The sequence below is a fragment of the Actinoplanes derwentensis genome, from assembly GCF_900104725.1.
Lineage (GTDB): Bacteria > Actinomycetota > Actinomycetes > Mycobacteriales > Micromonosporaceae > Actinoplanes > Actinoplanes derwentensis.
The window spans coordinates 6,654,208-6,670,012 of sequence record NZ_LT629758.1 but is presented as its reverse complement, the minus strand read 5'-3'; the positions used below and the strand labels follow the sequence as shown (position 1 = coordinate 6,670,012).

At 71.4% G+C, this 15,805-nt stretch carries 9 protein-coding genes; 6 read left to right on the top strand and 3 right to left on the bottom strand.

Going from position 1 to position 15,805, the window contains the following annotated elements:
- Positions 1 to 7 precede the first annotated feature (7 nt).
- Positions 8 to 2,506 carry a bifunctional diguanylate cyclase/phosphodiesterase gene (locus BLU81_RS29165; RefSeq protein ID WP_092548270.1) on the top strand — a complete coding sequence of 833 codons (2,499 nt, stop codon included), beginning with the start codon at positions 8 to 10 and terminating at the stop codon, positions 2,504 to 2,506.
- A gap of 188 nt (positions 2,507 to 2,694) precedes the next feature.
- Positions 2,695 to 3,303 (top strand): DUF3455 domain-containing protein, encoded by a 609-nt coding sequence (locus BLU81_RS29160; protein ID WP_092548267.1) that lies wholly within the window; start codon positions 2,695 to 2,697, stop codon positions 3,301 to 3,303.
- 28 nt (positions 3,304 to 3,331) lie between these two features.
- Here the strand turns inward: BLU81_RS29160 and BLU81_RS29155 are convergent, their stop codons facing one another.
- Positions 3,332 to 3,691, bottom strand: a complete 360-nt coding sequence (locus tag BLU81_RS29155) for a hypothetical protein (RefSeq protein ID WP_092548264.1) — start codon at positions 3,689 to 3,691, stop codon at positions 3,332 to 3,334.
- Positions 3,692 to 4,305: 614 nt separating this feature from the next.
- On the opposite strand from BLU81_RS29155, the gene BLU81_RS29145 reads away from it, so the two are divergent.
- The 3 genes from BLU81_RS29145 (at position 4,306) to purE (ending at position 8,120) form a co-directional block, all read left to right on the top strand.
- Complete coding sequence (locus BLU81_RS29145; protein ID WP_092548258.1) at positions 4,306 to 6,306, top strand: thioredoxin domain-containing protein; 2,001 nt, start codon at positions 4,306 to 4,308, stop codon at positions 6,304 to 6,306.
- A 173-nt stretch (positions 6,307 to 6,479) separates the two neighbouring features.
- On the top strand, positions 6,480 to 7,622 hold the full coding sequence (locus BLU81_RS29140; RefSeq protein ID WP_092548255.1) for a 5-(carboxyamino)imidazole ribonucleotide synthase: 1,143 nt from the start codon (positions 6,480 to 6,482) through the stop codon (positions 7,620 to 7,622).
- Entirely contained in the window at positions 7,623 to 8,120 is a 498-nt protein-coding gene (gene purE, locus BLU81_RS29135; protein WP_092548252.1) for a 5-(carboxyamino)imidazole ribonucleotide mutase, read from the top strand. It abuts the gene before it with no gap.
- A gap of 50 nt (positions 8,121 to 8,170) precedes the next feature.
- On the opposite strand, the gene BLU81_RS29130 is transcribed toward purE, so the two are convergent.
- Positions 8,171 to 13,078 (bottom strand): SCO7613 C-terminal domain-containing membrane protein, encoded by a 4,908-nt coding sequence (locus BLU81_RS29130; RefSeq protein ID WP_092548249.1) that lies wholly within the window; start codon positions 13,076 to 13,078, stop codon positions 8,171 to 8,173.
- A gap of 214 nt (positions 13,079 to 13,292) precedes the next feature.
- Between BLU81_RS29130 and BLU81_RS29125 the strand changes: the two genes are divergently transcribed.
- Positions 13,293 to 14,447: an acyl-CoA dehydrogenase family protein gene (locus BLU81_RS29125; protein ID WP_092548246.1), complete on the top strand. Its 1,155-nt coding sequence runs from the start codon at positions 13,293 to 13,295 to the stop codon at positions 14,445 to 14,447.
- 136 nt (positions 14,448 to 14,583) lie between these two features.
- Here the strand turns inward: BLU81_RS29125 and BLU81_RS29120 are convergent, their stop codons facing one another.
- Positions 14,584 to 15,783 carry a cytochrome P450 family protein gene (locus BLU81_RS29120; RefSeq protein WP_092548243.1) on the bottom strand — a complete coding sequence of 400 codons (1,200 nt, stop codon included), beginning with the start codon at positions 15,781 to 15,783 and terminating at the stop codon, positions 14,584 to 14,586.
- Positions 15,784 to 15,805: the final 22 nt, after the last annotated feature.

The window sequence follows — 15,805 nt, the reverse complement described above, 5'->3', positions numbered from 1 at the left end:
CGGTCTCGTGAACGCCCTCCGGGAATGGTGGCGGAACCCCCGCCCGGTCCGCATCCTCACCGTCGTGGTGGTGATCGCCGCCGCCGCAGCCGTGGTCCTCGGCGCCCTTCAGCCGGTGCCCGAGGTGAGTGGCCGCCCGCTCTCCCCGATCGACGGGGTCTGCGTCGCCGCGGTGCTCGCCGCCATCGCCCAGCTCGCCGGCCTCCGGTTCCGTCTCGGGCCGGACGCGATCTCGGTCAGCTGGGCCGAGGCGGCCGTCGTGGTCGGTTTCGTGGTCGCCCCGGCGGGCTGGCTTCCCGCCGCCACCCTGGCCGGCACCGGAGCCGCCTGGCTGCTGCTCGCCTGGCTCACCGGGCTGCGCAACGCCGCCGAGATCGTGCACCTGGTCGCCTCGATGACGCTCGGTGTCGCCGGAGCGGCGCTGGTCACCTCGCTGCTGGCCGGGGACGTCCCGGTGCACAGCGCCCGGCTCCCGCTGGCCCTGGCGGCCGGCGCGGGCACCTACCTGGCGATCACCTTCGGACTGGTCGTGCTGACCCTGATGCTGCACCGCGACGCCCAGCCCGGCCAGATCGCCGCGCGGGTGCTCTACGCCAAGCTGCCGATGTCGGTCGGCAACGTGATCGTCGGTGTCCTGGCCGTCTACGCGCTGGTCCGGGAGCCGCTCTGGCTGCTCGCCTTCGGTCCGGTGCTGTGGCTGCTGCACCGCACCTACCGCTTCCACCTGCGCGCCGCCGAGGAACGCCGGATGTGGGAGGCGTACGCCGCCGCCACCGCCCGGCTGCCCGGCTTCAGCGAGGCCGAAGTGGCCCGGGCCGGCCTGCGCGGTGCCCTGGACGTCTTCGGTGCCCGGCGGGCCGAGCTGGAGGTCCGCACCGGCCACGGCCGGCGGCGCTACGCCCAGGACGGACCCGGCCTCGAAGGTGTCTCCGGCACCCGCTCCGGCCCGGCGATCACCCGCAGCATGACGGTGGCCGGCCGCCCGGTCGGTGAGCTCACCGTCTGGCTCGGCGAGCCCGGCCTGCCGGTCCCGCGTGACGAGGCGGCCATCGCGGCGTACGGCGAGGCCCTGGCCGGTGCCCTGCGCGACGCCGCCACCCATCAGCACATCGCCGACCTGGACTCGGCCGCCGCCCACTTCCGGGTGCACGACCCGCTCACCGGGCTGATCAACCGGACCGCGCTGGGTTCGGAGGGTGATCCGCTGCTGCGCTCGCTCGACCGGGCCCAGCCCGTGGCGCTGCTGCTGCTCGACATCGTCGGCTTCCGGGAGGTCAACAGCACCCTCGGGCACGCCGGCGGCGACGAGGTGCTGCGACTGATCGGCGAACGGCTCACCGACCTGGCCCGCGGTGGCGAACTGGTCGCGCGCACCGGGGACGACGAGTTCGCCCTGCTCGTCCCGGTCGCCACGCTCATCGACTCGGCGGCCTGGCGGCACGGCGAACCCAACTCGCTGCCGACGGCCCTGCGCCGGGCCCGGGAACTGGTCGAACAGCTCCGCCTGCCGATGGAGGTGGCCGGGGTCCGGCTCTCCATCGAGGTGACCGTCGGGGTGGCCGTCTCCCCGGCCGGCGAGTCCGAAGTGGGTGAGCTGCTGCGCCGGGCCTCGCTGGCGGTCGGCGGTGCCAAGGAGATGGGCATCACCGTCGGGACGTACGACAGCGGTCAGGACGTCAGCAACACCGATCGGCTGGCCCTGCTCGCCGACCTGCAGGACGCGTTCGCCGTCGACGACCAGATCCTGTTGCACCTGCAACCCGCCGTCGACCTGGTCACCGCCGAACCGACCGGAGTGGAGGCACTGGTCCGCTGGCGGCACCCGCGGCGTGGCCACCTGTCGCCGGGCGAGTTCCTGCCGCTGGTGGAGCGCAGCGAGCTGCTCATCCCGTTCACCCGGCGGGTGCTCGACCTGGCGCTGGCCTCGGCCGCGGACTGGACGGCGAGCGGGATCGAGGTGCCGGTCTCGGTCAACGTGTCGGCGCGCAGTCTCACCGACCCGACGTTCCCGGCGCAGGTCACCGAAGCGCTGCGCCGGCACCGTACGCCCGCTTCGCGGTTGGTCCTGGAGATCACCGAATCGGTGGCGGTCAGTGAGCAGGACATCGTGGACGAGGTGCTGGCCCGGTTGCGCGCGTCCGGGGTGCAGGTGTCGCTGGACGACTTCGGCACCGGGTTCTCGTCGTTGTCGTCGGTCACCCGGATGCCGGTCGACGAGATCAAGATCGACCGGTCCTTCGTGGACGAGATGATCGACTCGGCGGCGGCCGGCGCGGTGGTCCGTGGCGCGGTCGAGCTGGGTGCCCGGCTGGGGGTGCGGGTGGTGGCCGAGGGCATCGAGACGATCGAACAGCGGGCCGCTCTGATCGCGCTGGGCTGCCCGTCCGCGCAGGGTTACCACTTCTGCAAGCCGATGCCCGCCGACAAGATCGTGCAGGCCCTGACACAGCTGGCCCGGTCGGCTCCGTCGAACGTCAAGCAACTCCGTACCGACGGGGCTTCCTGAGCTTTTGTCCACTTGTCGTGGCAAACGTGAATCGGTTGCTTACCGGTCGGTAATCATACTTTCGGGCAATCGGTATGGCCCGAACGTACCAATAGTTGATTGATCTTGATCTGTTTCCTGATCGGCCCCGTGAATCGGGTCGGCGGGCCGCTCCAGCCCGCCCACCAGATTCCCAGGGGGGAAATCTCATGCTCAACACCAAACGTTCCCGTGTGCGCGCGCTCGCCGGCATCGGGATGGCGGCGGTCGTCGCCGGAATCGGCACCGTCACCTTCAACGCCTCCGCGGCCGAGACCGCGCCGGTCGCCCCCGCTGCGGTCGGGGCCGACGCCCGCGCCGTGTCCATCCCGGGCATCGCGGCCGCGATCAAGCCGCCCAAGGGTTCCCGGCCGATCGGCGCCTACGTCGTGACCGACGGCACCCAGAACTACACCTGCGTCGTCGCGGCGGGTGCCGCGACCGGTGGTTACACCGCTGGCTCCACTCCGGAGGCGCAGCTCGTCGGCACCGGCGGCCGGATCCACCACTTCGGCGGCCCGAGCTGGCAGTCGCTGCGGGACAAGTCGCTGGTCACCGCGACCAAGACCGCCGCCGTGGACAAGGCCGGCACCATCCCCGAGCTGCTGCTGACGATCAACAGCCACACCGGCACCGGCATCCTCGGCAAGGCCGACTTCATCAGCCGGCTCCGCACCTCCGGCGGCGTCGCACCGGCCGGCACCTGCACGGCCGGCCAGGTCGTCAAGGTGAAGTACGGCGCGGTCTACGTCTTCTGGGACGCTCCCGCCGCCGCCTGACCGCACGTCCGGGGTGGACCGCTTGCGATCATGGGGTGGTCCACCCGGCGTTCTGGCAGGCGCCGATGAGGGCGTCCGCACTGGACTTCCACGTCGCCCCGTCGTCGGCGTTACGGCCCAGGTCGCCGGCCCGCTTCGAGATGGCGTCGTTGTCGGTGCGCGCCGAGGAGGCGAGCGTCCGGTCGGCCAGAGCCAGCCGGGCGGTCTTGGTCTTGGCGCCGGGATAGCTCTTGGCGAACGAGTCGCAGGTGGTCTTCGCCGCGTCGTCAAGCCGGCCCGCGGCCTCGGGCTCGGCGGACCGGTCCCGGTTGCCCATGACCAGCACGATCGCCACCGCCACGGCCGCGATCATCAGCCACTGCACCCGGCTCGGCATCTTGAGCTTCATCTTCGAAGGTTAATCGGGTGGCCCGGCTCACGCCGGACTCATTCACGCGCATGGCCGACAACATCGACCGTACGTCCTGCAGGCCCGCGGCGGAGTTGACCGTCTGGCGCGCGTGATCGATGACCGCCCGCCACCTACCTGCCGGAACGTCTCCGATGACGGGGCGGATGCGCCGACGGAGTTTGGACTCGCGGCCCTCGATGGTGCGGACAGCCCGGCCACCGCTTCGACTGTCCTCGCCGGGACGTGGCCGTTGCCGTCCAGGTACTTCTCGGTCGCGGCGAAGATCTCCCGGGCTTCGGTCTCGTCATCCGCGTTCCGGGTCGTCCACTCCCACTGGCCCGTCTCGTTGGATTTGAACCGGATGATCCACTGGCGGCTGTTGGCATCGGGTGCGTACAACTCCGCTTGCCAGGATGCGGTCCTTCCAGTCCAGGAGGGTGTCGAGGCGGAAGGAGCCGTGCAGCGAGACCGTAAAACCGGGTGAAACTCGCACCCTGGTGTGGCGACCGGTAAATCGAGCCGTCGAGAAACTCGTGTGATTAACTCGTGGATTGAATGGAACTACGGGACCGCCCCCCAACCCACGAACGTCAAGATCAGGAGTGGCAGGGATGGCCAACCGGCTCGGCAGTGCAACGTCGCCCTATCTGTTGCAGCACAAGGACAATCCCGTCGACTGGTGGCCCTGGGGAGAGGCGGCCTTCGATGAAGCGCGCCGCCGGGATGTCCCGGTTCTGATCTCCGTCGGATACTCGGCCTGTCACTGGTGTCATGTGATGGCTCACGAGTCGTTTGAGGACGAGGGGATCGCTGCTCAGCTGAACGGTGCGTTCGTGGCGATCAAGGTGGATCGGGAGGAGCGGCCGGACGTTGACGCCGTTTACATGACCGCCACCCAGGCCATGACCGGGCAGGGTGGCTGGCCGATGACGGTTTTCGCCACTCCGGACGGGGAGCCGTTCTACTGTGGGACCTATTTCGGCAAGGATGACTTCGCGCGGCTGCTGACATCGGTCACCACCGCCTGGCGGGACCAGCGGGCGGACATCGTCGCGCAGGGAGCCGCGGTGGTTCAGGCGGTGGGCGGGGCGCAGCTCGTCGGCGGGCCTACCGCGCCGATCTCGGCGGAACTCCTCGCCTCGGCGGCTGCCGGGCTGGCGGGGGAGCAGGACGAGCAGGCCGGTGGATTCGGTGGGGCACCCAAGTTTCCGCCGCACATGAACCTGCTGTTCCTGCTTCGGCACTACGAGCGGACCGGGTCGGCGGAGGCGCTGGAGATCGTCCGGCACGCCTGCGAGCAGATGGGCCGGGGTGGCATCTACGACCAGCTCGCGGGTGGGTTCGCCCGGTATTCAGTGGATGCCCGTTGGGTCGTGCCGCACTTCGAGAAGATGCTGTACGACAATGCGCTGCTGCTCCGGGCGTACACCCAGTTGTGGCGTCTCACCGGTGATGTCTTCGCGCGCCGCATCGCTGACGAGACCGCCGCCTTCCTGCTGCGTGACCTCGGTACCCCGGAGGGCGGTCTCGCCTCGGCGCTGGACGCCGACACCTCGGGTGTCGAAGGGCTGACCTATGCGTGGACGCCCGCGCAGCTGATCGAGACGCTGGGCGACGACGACGGGAAGTGGGCCGCCGACCTGTTCCGGGTCACCGCGGCGGGCACGTTCGAACACGGGACGAGTGTCCTGGTGCTGGCCCGGGACATCGACGAGGCGGATCCGGCACTTGTCGAACGCTGGCGTGACGTCCGGCAGCGTCTGCTGGGCGCCCGGGCGGAGCGTCCCCAGCCGGGCCGGGACGACAAGGTGGTCGCCTCCTGGAACGGGCTGGCGATCACCGCCCTGGCTGAGCACGGCATCCTCACCGGTTCCGTGTCCTCGCGCGCGGCGGCGATCACGCTGGCCGAAGTGCTTGCTGATCGGCATCTGGTCGGCGGGCGGCTGCGCCGGGTCTCCCGGGACGGGGTGGTGGGGGAGCCCGCCGGGGTGCTGGAGGACTACGGGTGTGTGGCCGAGGCCTTCCTCGCCGTGTACCAGGTGACCGCTGAGCCGCGCTGGCTCGATCTGGCCCGGGAATTGCTGGACGTGGCGCTGGCGCACTTTCCGACTGGGAAGGGCGGGTTCTACGACACCGCCGACGACGCGGAGAAGTTGCTCACCCGGCCCGCCGACCCGACCGACAACGCCACGCCGTCGGGGGCGTCGGCGGTCTGCGCGGCTCTCGTCGGCTACGCCGCGCTGAGCGGGGAGACCGCCTATCGGGAGGCGGCCGACGCGGCGCTGGCCACGCTCGGGCCGCTGGTCAGTGGGCATCCGCGGTTCGCCGGATATGCGGCGACCGTCGCCGAGGCGGCTCTCGCCGGGCCGTTCGAGATCGCTGTGGCTACCACCGATCCGGCGGATCCGCTGGTGGCGGCGGCTTTCCGGCATGCGCCCGGTGGCTCGGTGATCGTGGTCGGCGAGCCGGATCGGGCCGGGGTTCCGCTGCTGGCGGACCGGCCGTTGCGCGACGGCGCCGCCACGGCCTACGTCTGCCGCGGGTTCGTCTGCGACCGTCCGGTCACCACGCCGGCTGACCTGGTGGAACGCCTCCGCGACCACGCGGGCTGAGCGAACGCGACCACGCGGGCTGAGCGAGCGGGGGCCGCGCGGGCTGAACGAGCGGGGGCCCGCGCGGGCTGACGGTCGGTTGCGCGCCGCGACCACTGGCGCTTTTCCCCGGCGTACCGGCGACCGGGGTTGACTTGGGGGTTGAACTGCGGCGTCGCTAGGCTGGCCGGGCGATGGATAACCGAACCGGTCTGCCTGTAGTCGGCATGGTGGGGGGCGGCCAGCTGGCCCGGATGACCCACCAGGCCGCCATTTCCCTCGGCCAGTCACTGCGTGTGCTCAGTGAGAAGCCTGATGACAGTGCCGCGCTGGTCGCGGCCGATGTGCCGATCGGCACGCACACCGATCTCGCGGCTCTGCGGGAGTTCGCGAAAGGGTGCGACGCCGTCACCTTCGACCACGAGCAGGTGCCCACCGAGCACATCGAGGCGCTCGAGGCCGAAGGCGTGAAGATCTTCCCTGGTTCGAAGGCGCTGGTCTTCGCCCAGGACAAGGGCCTGATGCGGGAGCGCCTGGCGGCTTTGAAAGCCCCGGTTCCGCGGTGGGCGCGGGTCACTTCGGGCGAGGAGATCGAGGCCTTCGCGGCCGGTTCCTGGCCGGTGGTGGCCAAGGCGACCCGAGGTGGGTACGACGGGCGCGGCGTCTGGATGGTCGGCTCCCGTGAGGCCGCCGACGATCTGGTGTCGACAGGTGTCCCGCTGATCGTCGAGGAGAAGGTCCCGCTCCGGCGCGAGTTGGCGGCTCTGGTGGCCCGGTCCCCGTTCGGGCAGGTCGCGGCCTACCCGGTGGTCGAGACCGTGCAGCAGGACGGCATCTGCGTCGAGGTGATCGCCCCCGCGCCGGGCCTGTCCGACGACCTCGCCCTGGAAGCGCAGCAGCTCGCCATCGATCTGGCCAACGCGCTCGGTGTGGTCGGCCTGCTGGCCGTGGAACTGTTCGAGACCGCTGACGGCATCGTGGTGAACGAGCTGGCCATGCGCCCGCACAACTCCGGTCACTGGACCATCGAAGGGGCCCGGACCTCGCAGTTCGAACAGCATCTGCGGGCCGTGCTGGACTATCCGATGGGGTCGACCGGACTGGCCGCCCCGGTGGTGGTGATGGCGAACGTGCTGGGTGGCGAACCCGGCGGCATCAGCATCGACGAGCGGCTGCACCACCTGTTCGCCGAAGTGCCGGACGCCCGCGTCCACCTCTACGGCAAGCAGGTCCGGCCGGGCCGCAAGATCGGTCACGTGACCGTGCTCGGCGACGATCTCGAGAAGGTGCGGGCACGAGCAGCCCGCGCCGCGAAGTGGCTTCAGGAAGGCGTTTAGATGTCCCCGCGCGTCGGCATCATCATGGGCAGCGACTCGGATTGGCCCACCATGGAGGCGGCGGCGGTCGCGCTCGCCGAGTTCGAGGTGCCGTTCGAGGTCGGGGTGGTCTCGGCACACCGCACGGTGCGGAAGATGGTCGATTACGCCGAGTCGGCGGCCGGCCGGGGCATCCAGACCATCATCGCCGGGGCGGGCGGCGCTGCTCACCTGCCGGGCATGGTGGCTTCGCTGACCCCGCTGCCGGTGATCGGCGTGCCGGTGCCGTTGAAATATCTGGACGGGATGGACTCGCTGCTGTCGATCGTGCAGATGCCGGCCGGGGTGCCGGTGGCGACGGTGTCGATCGGCGGGGCACGCAACGCCGGCCTGCTGGCGGTGCGGATCCTCGGCGCTGCGGACTCCGCGTTGCGCGAGCGGATGGCGAACTTCCAGAAGGGCCTGGAACAGATGGTCGAGGAGAAGGACGCGGCGCTGCGCAAGCAGCTGATGGGCTGAAACCGCGCGGTGACTCGGGGCGCAAAACAAACCCCGAGTCACCACACCGGTCAGCGCATCTTGGCCAGGACCTCGCGGAATTCCTGGGTACGGCGCCGGTTCTCGCTCGAGGCGCCGAGGAAGAGCAGCACCACACCGACTGGGATCAGCATCAGCCACGGGCCGCCGACGGTGAACGCGAACGCCAGCGCCGCGACCACGGTGGCGACCGTGCCGACCACCACCGGCGCCTGCTGGCGGGTCCGCGACCCGATCAGCAGCGTGATCACCGCCCCCAGCAGGAGCAGCACCGCCCGCAGGTCGCCGCCGTTGCCGGCCAGCACGATCCCGATCGTCGGCACGAACGCCGCCAGCAGCGCCGGGCCGTAGGCCGCCCAGCTGCTCAGATCGGGCCGGTGATGCGCCTCCACCACGCCGACGGCAAGAGCCAGGGCCGCGAACGGCAGCGTGTACGCCTCCGGCAGCCCCACCTCGGCCAGTGTGATGAACAGCCACCAGCCGACGATCTCGAACCCGACCGCCACCCAGAACAGTGTGCGCCGCTGACTCTCGCTGCGGTCCGGCCGGGACGCCGTCAGGCCGAGCACCGCGCCCCAGGCCGCCAGCAGCGCCGCCAGATGGGCCGGTGAGCCGAACGCCAGCACCCCGGCGATGGCCGCCGACGCGTAACCGCACCATTCGACGGTGATCGCCTCGGCCCGGTACTGGGTCAGCCCGAGCCGCGGCAGCGCCGCCTCCAGCGACAGCAGTCCCGCGCCCACGGCCAGCACCCCGAACGCCGCCCAGTGCCGTTCCAGCCCGGCCGACAGCGACACCGCGAGCACGAACATCTGCCCCATCAGGGCCGCGAACAGCCAGCCCAGCAGCCGGGCCACCCGGGACCGGCCGTTGAGTGCCGCGACCAGCCCGACGCCGACCGCACTGCCCAGCGTGAACAGGGTCAACGGCTCCCGGGCCAGGCTCCCGGCCAGGCCCGCCCCTCCGGCGAGCAGGCCGATCACGAAGACCGCGCTGCGGGTGAGCCGCAGGATCGGTGCCCGGACGGCGACCGGCGGCGGGGTCAGCGCCAGGCCCAGCATCGCGATGGTGAAGACCACCAGCGCCGCCCCGGTGGCCGCCGGGAACGGGGCGTCCAGTGCGATCGGGGTGATCAGCAGCGTGAGCGCGACACCCGGCAGGATCACCGGCACCGCTTCGGCCGCCCGGCCGCCGAACCCGACCGCGGCGAGCGCCGCCGCGCCGGTGAGCAGGATCGCCGCCAGGGCGCTGGTGCCGTCCACGGTGCCGACGGCCGGATCGACGAGTGCCGGGACCGGTCCGTCCCAGATCGCCGAGAGCTGGTCCAGCGGGTCGATCAGCGCCGCCCGCAACGCCGGGGCCAGCGAGAACAGTGCCAACAGGGTGGGCAGCAGCGCCAGCATCACGGCACCGGTGGCCGGATCGGCGAGCCAGCGCTCACCCCAGCCGGAATGCCGGATCCGCAGGTAGCGGCTGGCGGCCGGACTGTCGTCGAACCGGGCGATCCGTGGCTCCGGCGATGGCGGCGGGACCGCCGCGCGCAGCATCTCGGCGAGCACCCCGACCAGCGCCGCGGCGGCCGCGTACAGCGCGGCCGGATAGTCGGTCGGCACACACGCCAGTGCGGTCACCGAAGCGCCCAGCACCACACCGATCGTCGCCCAGGGGAGGTACTGCGGGAGGAAACGGCCCAGTGCGGCGAGGATCGCCAGGCCCAGCGTCGAACCGGCCAGCGCCGCGGTCAGCACCACCTGGATGCCGTGCCCCTGATCGGCGGCGATCGCGGCCAGGAAACCCGGCAGGGCGAGCAGCACCGAAGCGGTGGCCGCGCCGCCGATCTGCGCCCGGTGCCGGGGCAGCACCCGCTCCCTCTCGGCAGGGGTCTCCGTGGACTCCTCGAACGAGGTCGCCGGAGCCCGCGTCGGGATCCGGGCCATCGCCGCGACCAGCACCCCGAGAAGCACCACGATCAGCAGGGCCAGCGCCGTCGACCACGGGCGGGCCAGCCCGGCCGTGGTGGCGTGCAGCAGCACCACGGCGGCGACCCCGGCCCGGGCGCGCGCCGAGTGCGCCTCGTTCGCCGCGACGGCGCCCAGGCCGTAGGCGACCGCGACGGCCGTGCCGACGACCAGTGCGGACCACCAGGGGAGACCGAACGAGTACGGAACGGCGATGGCGGCCAGAGCGGCGGCCAGCCCGGATGCGTACGGCGACCACGGTCTGGGCATCGCTATCGCGGCCGTGATCGCGATCGCGACCAGCGCGAACGGGGCCTGCCACGCGCCGTCCGGCGCGGTCACCGGGTAAGCGTTCAGATCGGCCGCCCACAGCGGGCCGGGCAGCGACAGCACTTTCAGCCCGCCGACCAGCGCCAGGTAACCGGCGATCGCGCCGACCAGCAGGGCGGCGATTCCCAGACCACGGGCCGGGCCGGGACGCCAGTCGTCCGGAAGGACCATCACGCCCATGCCGACCAGCATCACCATCACCGCGGCCACGGCCAGCGGCGCGGCGGGGAAAGCCAGAGCGGCGACCCGGGCGAGAGCGCCACAGATCGCCACGGTGGCGGCCGCGGCGGCGATGTCCGGGCCGTCCAGCACCCGGTCCGTACGCCCTCGGTTGTCGATCGATTTGGCGAAGAACAGCAGGCCGGCCGCGGTGAGCAGGAGCGCGCCCACCCAGACGTCCGGAGCCTCGGCGCCGGGCGCGAAGAGCGCGGCCAGCGCCATCGCGACCGCGCCCAGCCCGGTCCCGGCGGTCAGCGGCAGGCTGATCTCCCGCCGGGCCACCTGGAAGACGGCCGCGTAGCTGAGCGTCGCGGCGACCGCGAGGAACCCGGCGGCCAGCGCCGGGACGGTGGAACCCGCGTTCGGCGGCGGACCGCCACCCGGATCCGAGACGGCGAGTGCCGCCGTCACCGCGGCACCCGGGACGGCCAGCGCGGCAGCGCCCGCGGCCCAGTCACCGACCGTCCAGGCGAACAGCCGCACCGGGATCTGTCTGGCCGCGATCGCGACCATCACCCCGGCCCCGGCCAGCGCGGTCAGCACCGCCGCGGTCAGCCAGGACGCGCTCAGCGCCGCACCGGCGCCGAAGACGCCGACCACCCCGGCCGCGGCCACATGGGTGATCGCGATCCGGCGGGTGTCCGCCCACAACCCGGCCGCACCCAGGCCGATCGCCGCCAGCACCAGCGGCCACGGGGCCTCCGACCAGGGCAGACCCAGCGAAGCGGGTACCGACAGGGCGGTCACCGCGATACCGATGACGGCGCCCTCGTGCCGGATCGTGGTCGGCAGCGCCAGAGCGGCACCGATCGTCATCAGCAGCGCGCTGAACGCCAGCAGCCAGCCACTCGGGCCGACCGCCTCGGCGAGCCGTTGCGCGTACACCGTGGTGTCGGCGTCCCAGATCGGCCGCGCCGCGGCGACCGGGGCGATCGCCGCCCGGAGTGCGCCCACCCCGACGACCAGGCCGATCAGGGCGAGCGCGCCGGTGGACGCCCACTGCGGGCCGCGGCGCACCGCCTCCGGCAGTTGGACGACCACGGCTCCGGCGACAGCGACGGTCGCGGCGGCGGCCACCACACTCCAGTTCGGCGCGATCACTCCGGCGATCCGGGCCATCGCCCCGATCACCGCGAGGGTCAGCACGGCACCGGCCACGTTCATCGCGAACGGATTGCGCAGCAGCCGGGCCGCCGCCACCCCGGTCAGGGCGGCGGCCACCAGGATCAGGCCGGAGCGCAGCGCGTCCGCCACCACCTGGGCCTGCAACAGGGCCACCGAGGAGTTGAGCAGCGCGCCCGCGCACGCGAGGCAGAGCAGGGCGAACGTCAGCTCCCGCAGCCAGTCGGCCGACGGCGGGCTGGCCGCCTGCGGCCCGGGGAACAGCGACCAGCGGGACCGTCGTGCTCCCGCGAAGACGAAGTCGGGCTCCTCCGGCTGGGACTCGGGGCGGGTCAGATCGTCCTCGGTGGCCGCCGGCCGGCCCAGCGGCCAGCGCGGCACCAGACGACCGGTCCGGATCACCGTGGTCAGCAGCAGCAGGTCCAGCAGGGCGACGGCGGTCAGCGCGACGCCCCAGCCGGCCGGGCTCTGGATCAGCGGGTACGCCAGCAGCGGCGCGACCGGCTGGGTGGCGATCACCGTCGCGTAGCGTGGCGCGGCCAGCCGGGTGGCACCGGCGTAGGCGAACGCGGCCACCGCGGTGATCGCGAAGGTGACACCCAGATAGAGCGAGAGTGGTACGTCGCCACCGATCAGTGGGCTGTCGTGCAGCGCGTACAGCGTCATCGGCAGCAGGATCAGACCGATCGCGGCGACCGTCTCACCGGTCGAGGACAGCCCCCGGCGAGCCACTCCCGGCGCCACGGCTAGGGCGATGCCGGTGATCAGGGCCAGGATCAGCGTCCGCGCGAACGGGTTGGAGACCGCGACTCCCGCGAACACCACGGCCGCCACACCGAGCAGGAGCGCGCCCAGGCCGAGCAGGATGTTCTGCACCGACTGGGTGGAGGCCTCGGGCGGGTGCTCCATGGTGGCCAGCGGTGGCCGCCGGGGTGGCCGGGGCGGCGCGACCCGCTCGGCCGGCGGCGGATCGTCGACCAGCAGGGGCGCGCTCTCGGTGGCGACCGCCGGTTCGGCTCGGGCCTCGGGTTCGGCCCGGTCGGCGTGCGGCATCCCCGGTGGCGGCGGGGGCGGGAAGTCGCCGGGTGTCTTGCGGCGGGCGGCGGTCCGCCGGACCTTGGCGCCTTTCTGCTGCTTCTGGGCGTGCGAGTGCGCGAGGATGTCGCGCTGGAACATGGCGGCCTGAAGCTTGCTGGCGATCGTGGTCCGCTCAGCGGCCGCCGCCATGTCGCGGATCTTGAGATCCGCTATGGAGGCGTCGATGCGGGACAGTTGATCATCAAGGTGATCGGGCTCGTCAGCCTTCGCCACAGAACCTCCTAGACCAGCCGCTCTCTGTAGTTAGAGCATGCCGCTATGACACCTCATTAGAACAGTCTCAACCGGGTGGAGATCTGTGGAAACCGGCCGTTTTGCAGGATGCCCAGGTCCGGGCGGCGATATTCGGCACATCGGACTCTATTGCCCAGGCCACGCTACGCGCCGGTAACATGGCCTCGGGACCGGCTTAGGGAAGGTTAAGGAAATGGCTGACTTCGACGTCTACCGTCTTCCGGAGGACCACGAGACGATCCGCGCCGCCGTGCGCGAGATCTGTGACGCGCGGGTCGCCCCGCACGCCGCCGAGGCCGACGAGACCGGAGAGTTCCCCAAGGCGTCGTACGACGCCTTGCGCGCCTCCGACTTCCACGCCCCACACATCCCGGTCGAGTACGGCGGAGCCGGCGCCGACGCCCTCGCCACCGCGATCGTGATCGAGGAAGTGGCCCGCGCGTGCGCCTCGTCCTCCCTGATCCCGGCGGTCAACAAACTCGGCACCATGCCACTGATCCTGGCCGCCTCCGAAGACCTCAAACAGCGTTATCTGACGAAGGTCGCCGCCGGCGAGGGCATGTTCTCCTACTGCCTGTCCGAGCCGGAAGCCGGTTCCGACGCCGCGTCGATGACCACCCGCGCGGTCCGCGACGGCGACCACTGGGTGCTCAACGGCGTCAAGCGCTGGATCACCAACGCCGGCGTCTCCGAGTACTACACGGTCTTCGCGGTCACCGACCCGGCCGCCCGCTCCCGCGGCATCTCCGCGTTCGTGGTGGAGAAATCCGACGTCGGTGTGAGCTTCGGGGCTCCCGAGAAGAAACTCGGCATCAAAGGCTCCCCGACCCGCGAGGTCTACTTCGACAACGTGCGCATCCCCGCCGACCGGATCATCGGCGACGAGGGCACCGGCTTCGCCACCGCGATGAAGACCCTCGACCACACCCGGGTCACCATCGCGGCTCAGGCCCTCGGTATCGCCCAGGGGGCCCTGGACTTCGCGCTCTCCTACGCCAAGGAGCGCAAACAGTTCGGCAAGCCGATCGCCGACTTCCAGGGCCTGCAGTTCATGCTCGCCGACATGGGCATGAAACTGGAGGCGGCGCGGCAGCTCACCTACGCGGCGGCCGGCAAGAGCGAACGCGGCGACGCCGACCTGACCTACTTCGGCGCCGCGGCCAAGTGCTTCGCCTCCGACGCAGCCATGGAGATCACCACCGACGCGGTCCAGATCCTGGGCGGCTACGGCTACACCCGCGACTACCCGGTCGAGCGCATGATGCGAGACGCCAAGATCACCCAGATCTACGAGGGTACGAACCAGGTCCAGCGCATCGTCATGGCGCGGCAGCTCCTGAAGGGCTGAAAGGCGAGTTTCCACAGGTCAAAGCAGGGTCAACTGTTGGCGGGTGGCCCTGCTTCTGCGTCGAAAAATCGTAGGCCGACACCAGAGGTGGCGAGCTGACGCTGGCTGGACTCGCCGATTCGGCGCCGTCGTCGGATCAGGCGGTGGCCTGGCGGACGGGTAGGGCGGTGAGGCGGTTGATGATCACGGAGGGGACTCGGGTTCGGGGTTCGTCGGCCAGTTCCAGGTCGGGGAGACGGTCGAGCAGGTCGCGGAACGCGATGCGGCCCTCCAAGCGGGCCAAGGGTGCGCCGATGCAGTAGTGGATGCCGTGCCCGAACGCCAAGTGGGCGGGGGATTGGCGGGTGACGTCGAAGCCGGTCGGGTGACCGGGCCCGGTCCGGTCGAGGCTGGCCGCGATCGGGGACACCGTGACCACGTCGCCGACCGAGATCTTGTGCCCGCCCAGTTCGAAGTCCTCGACGGCGAAGGACGGAAAGGTCGACTGCACCGGTCCGTCGTACCGGAGGATCTCCTCGATCGTGGTGCCGATCGTCTCCGGTGCGGCGCGCAGCGCGGCGAGCTGGTCCGGATGTCGTAGCAGGAGCAGTAGGCCGTTGGTGATCAGGGCCGCGGTCGTCTCGTGCCCGGCCACCATGATCAGGTAGACCATCGAGACCAGTTCGTCGGGACTCAGCCGATCGCCGCCGTCGTCGGCCGCGACGAGAGCCGACAGCAGGTCGCCGCACGGGCCTCTGCGCCGTTCGTCGATGAGGCCGCCGATGAGCGCCGTCATCGCGGTGCCGGCGGACCGGTACTCCTCGAGCGGGGCCGCGGTGCCCCGCGTGAGCACCGAGAACAACGAGCCGAGTCGCTGCTCCTCCGAAGCCGGGATGCCCACCAGTTCGCACATGGTCCGGAAGGAGAACCGGAAGGCGTACGCCGAGACCAGGTCGACGGTCTCACCCGCTTCGAGCGCCGCGCGGACCTCGTCGATCAGCTCGGCCGAGATCTTCTCGACGACCGGCTCCAACTGCTCGACCCGGCGCCTGGTGAACGCGACCGCGACCAGCTTGCGCAGCCTGGTGTGCTCGGGCGGATCCTCCAGGAGCATGTGCTGGTCCAAGGCCCGGTTCAGCTCCGGAAGCTCTTTCGCATACGTCCCGCCGTAGGCGTACCGCATCAGGCGGGAGTCGGTGAGCGCCGCACGCGCCTCGTCGTAGCCGGTGACCAGCCAGGCCGGGCTGCCGCTGGGCAGGGTGACCCGGTGCACCGGCCCCTGCGCGGCCAGGTCGAGCAGCAGACGCCGTCGCTCGCCGTCGGCCGTGGCGGTGAAGACCGAGTGATCGTCAGCCATGGTTTTCCCGCACCGTCATCTC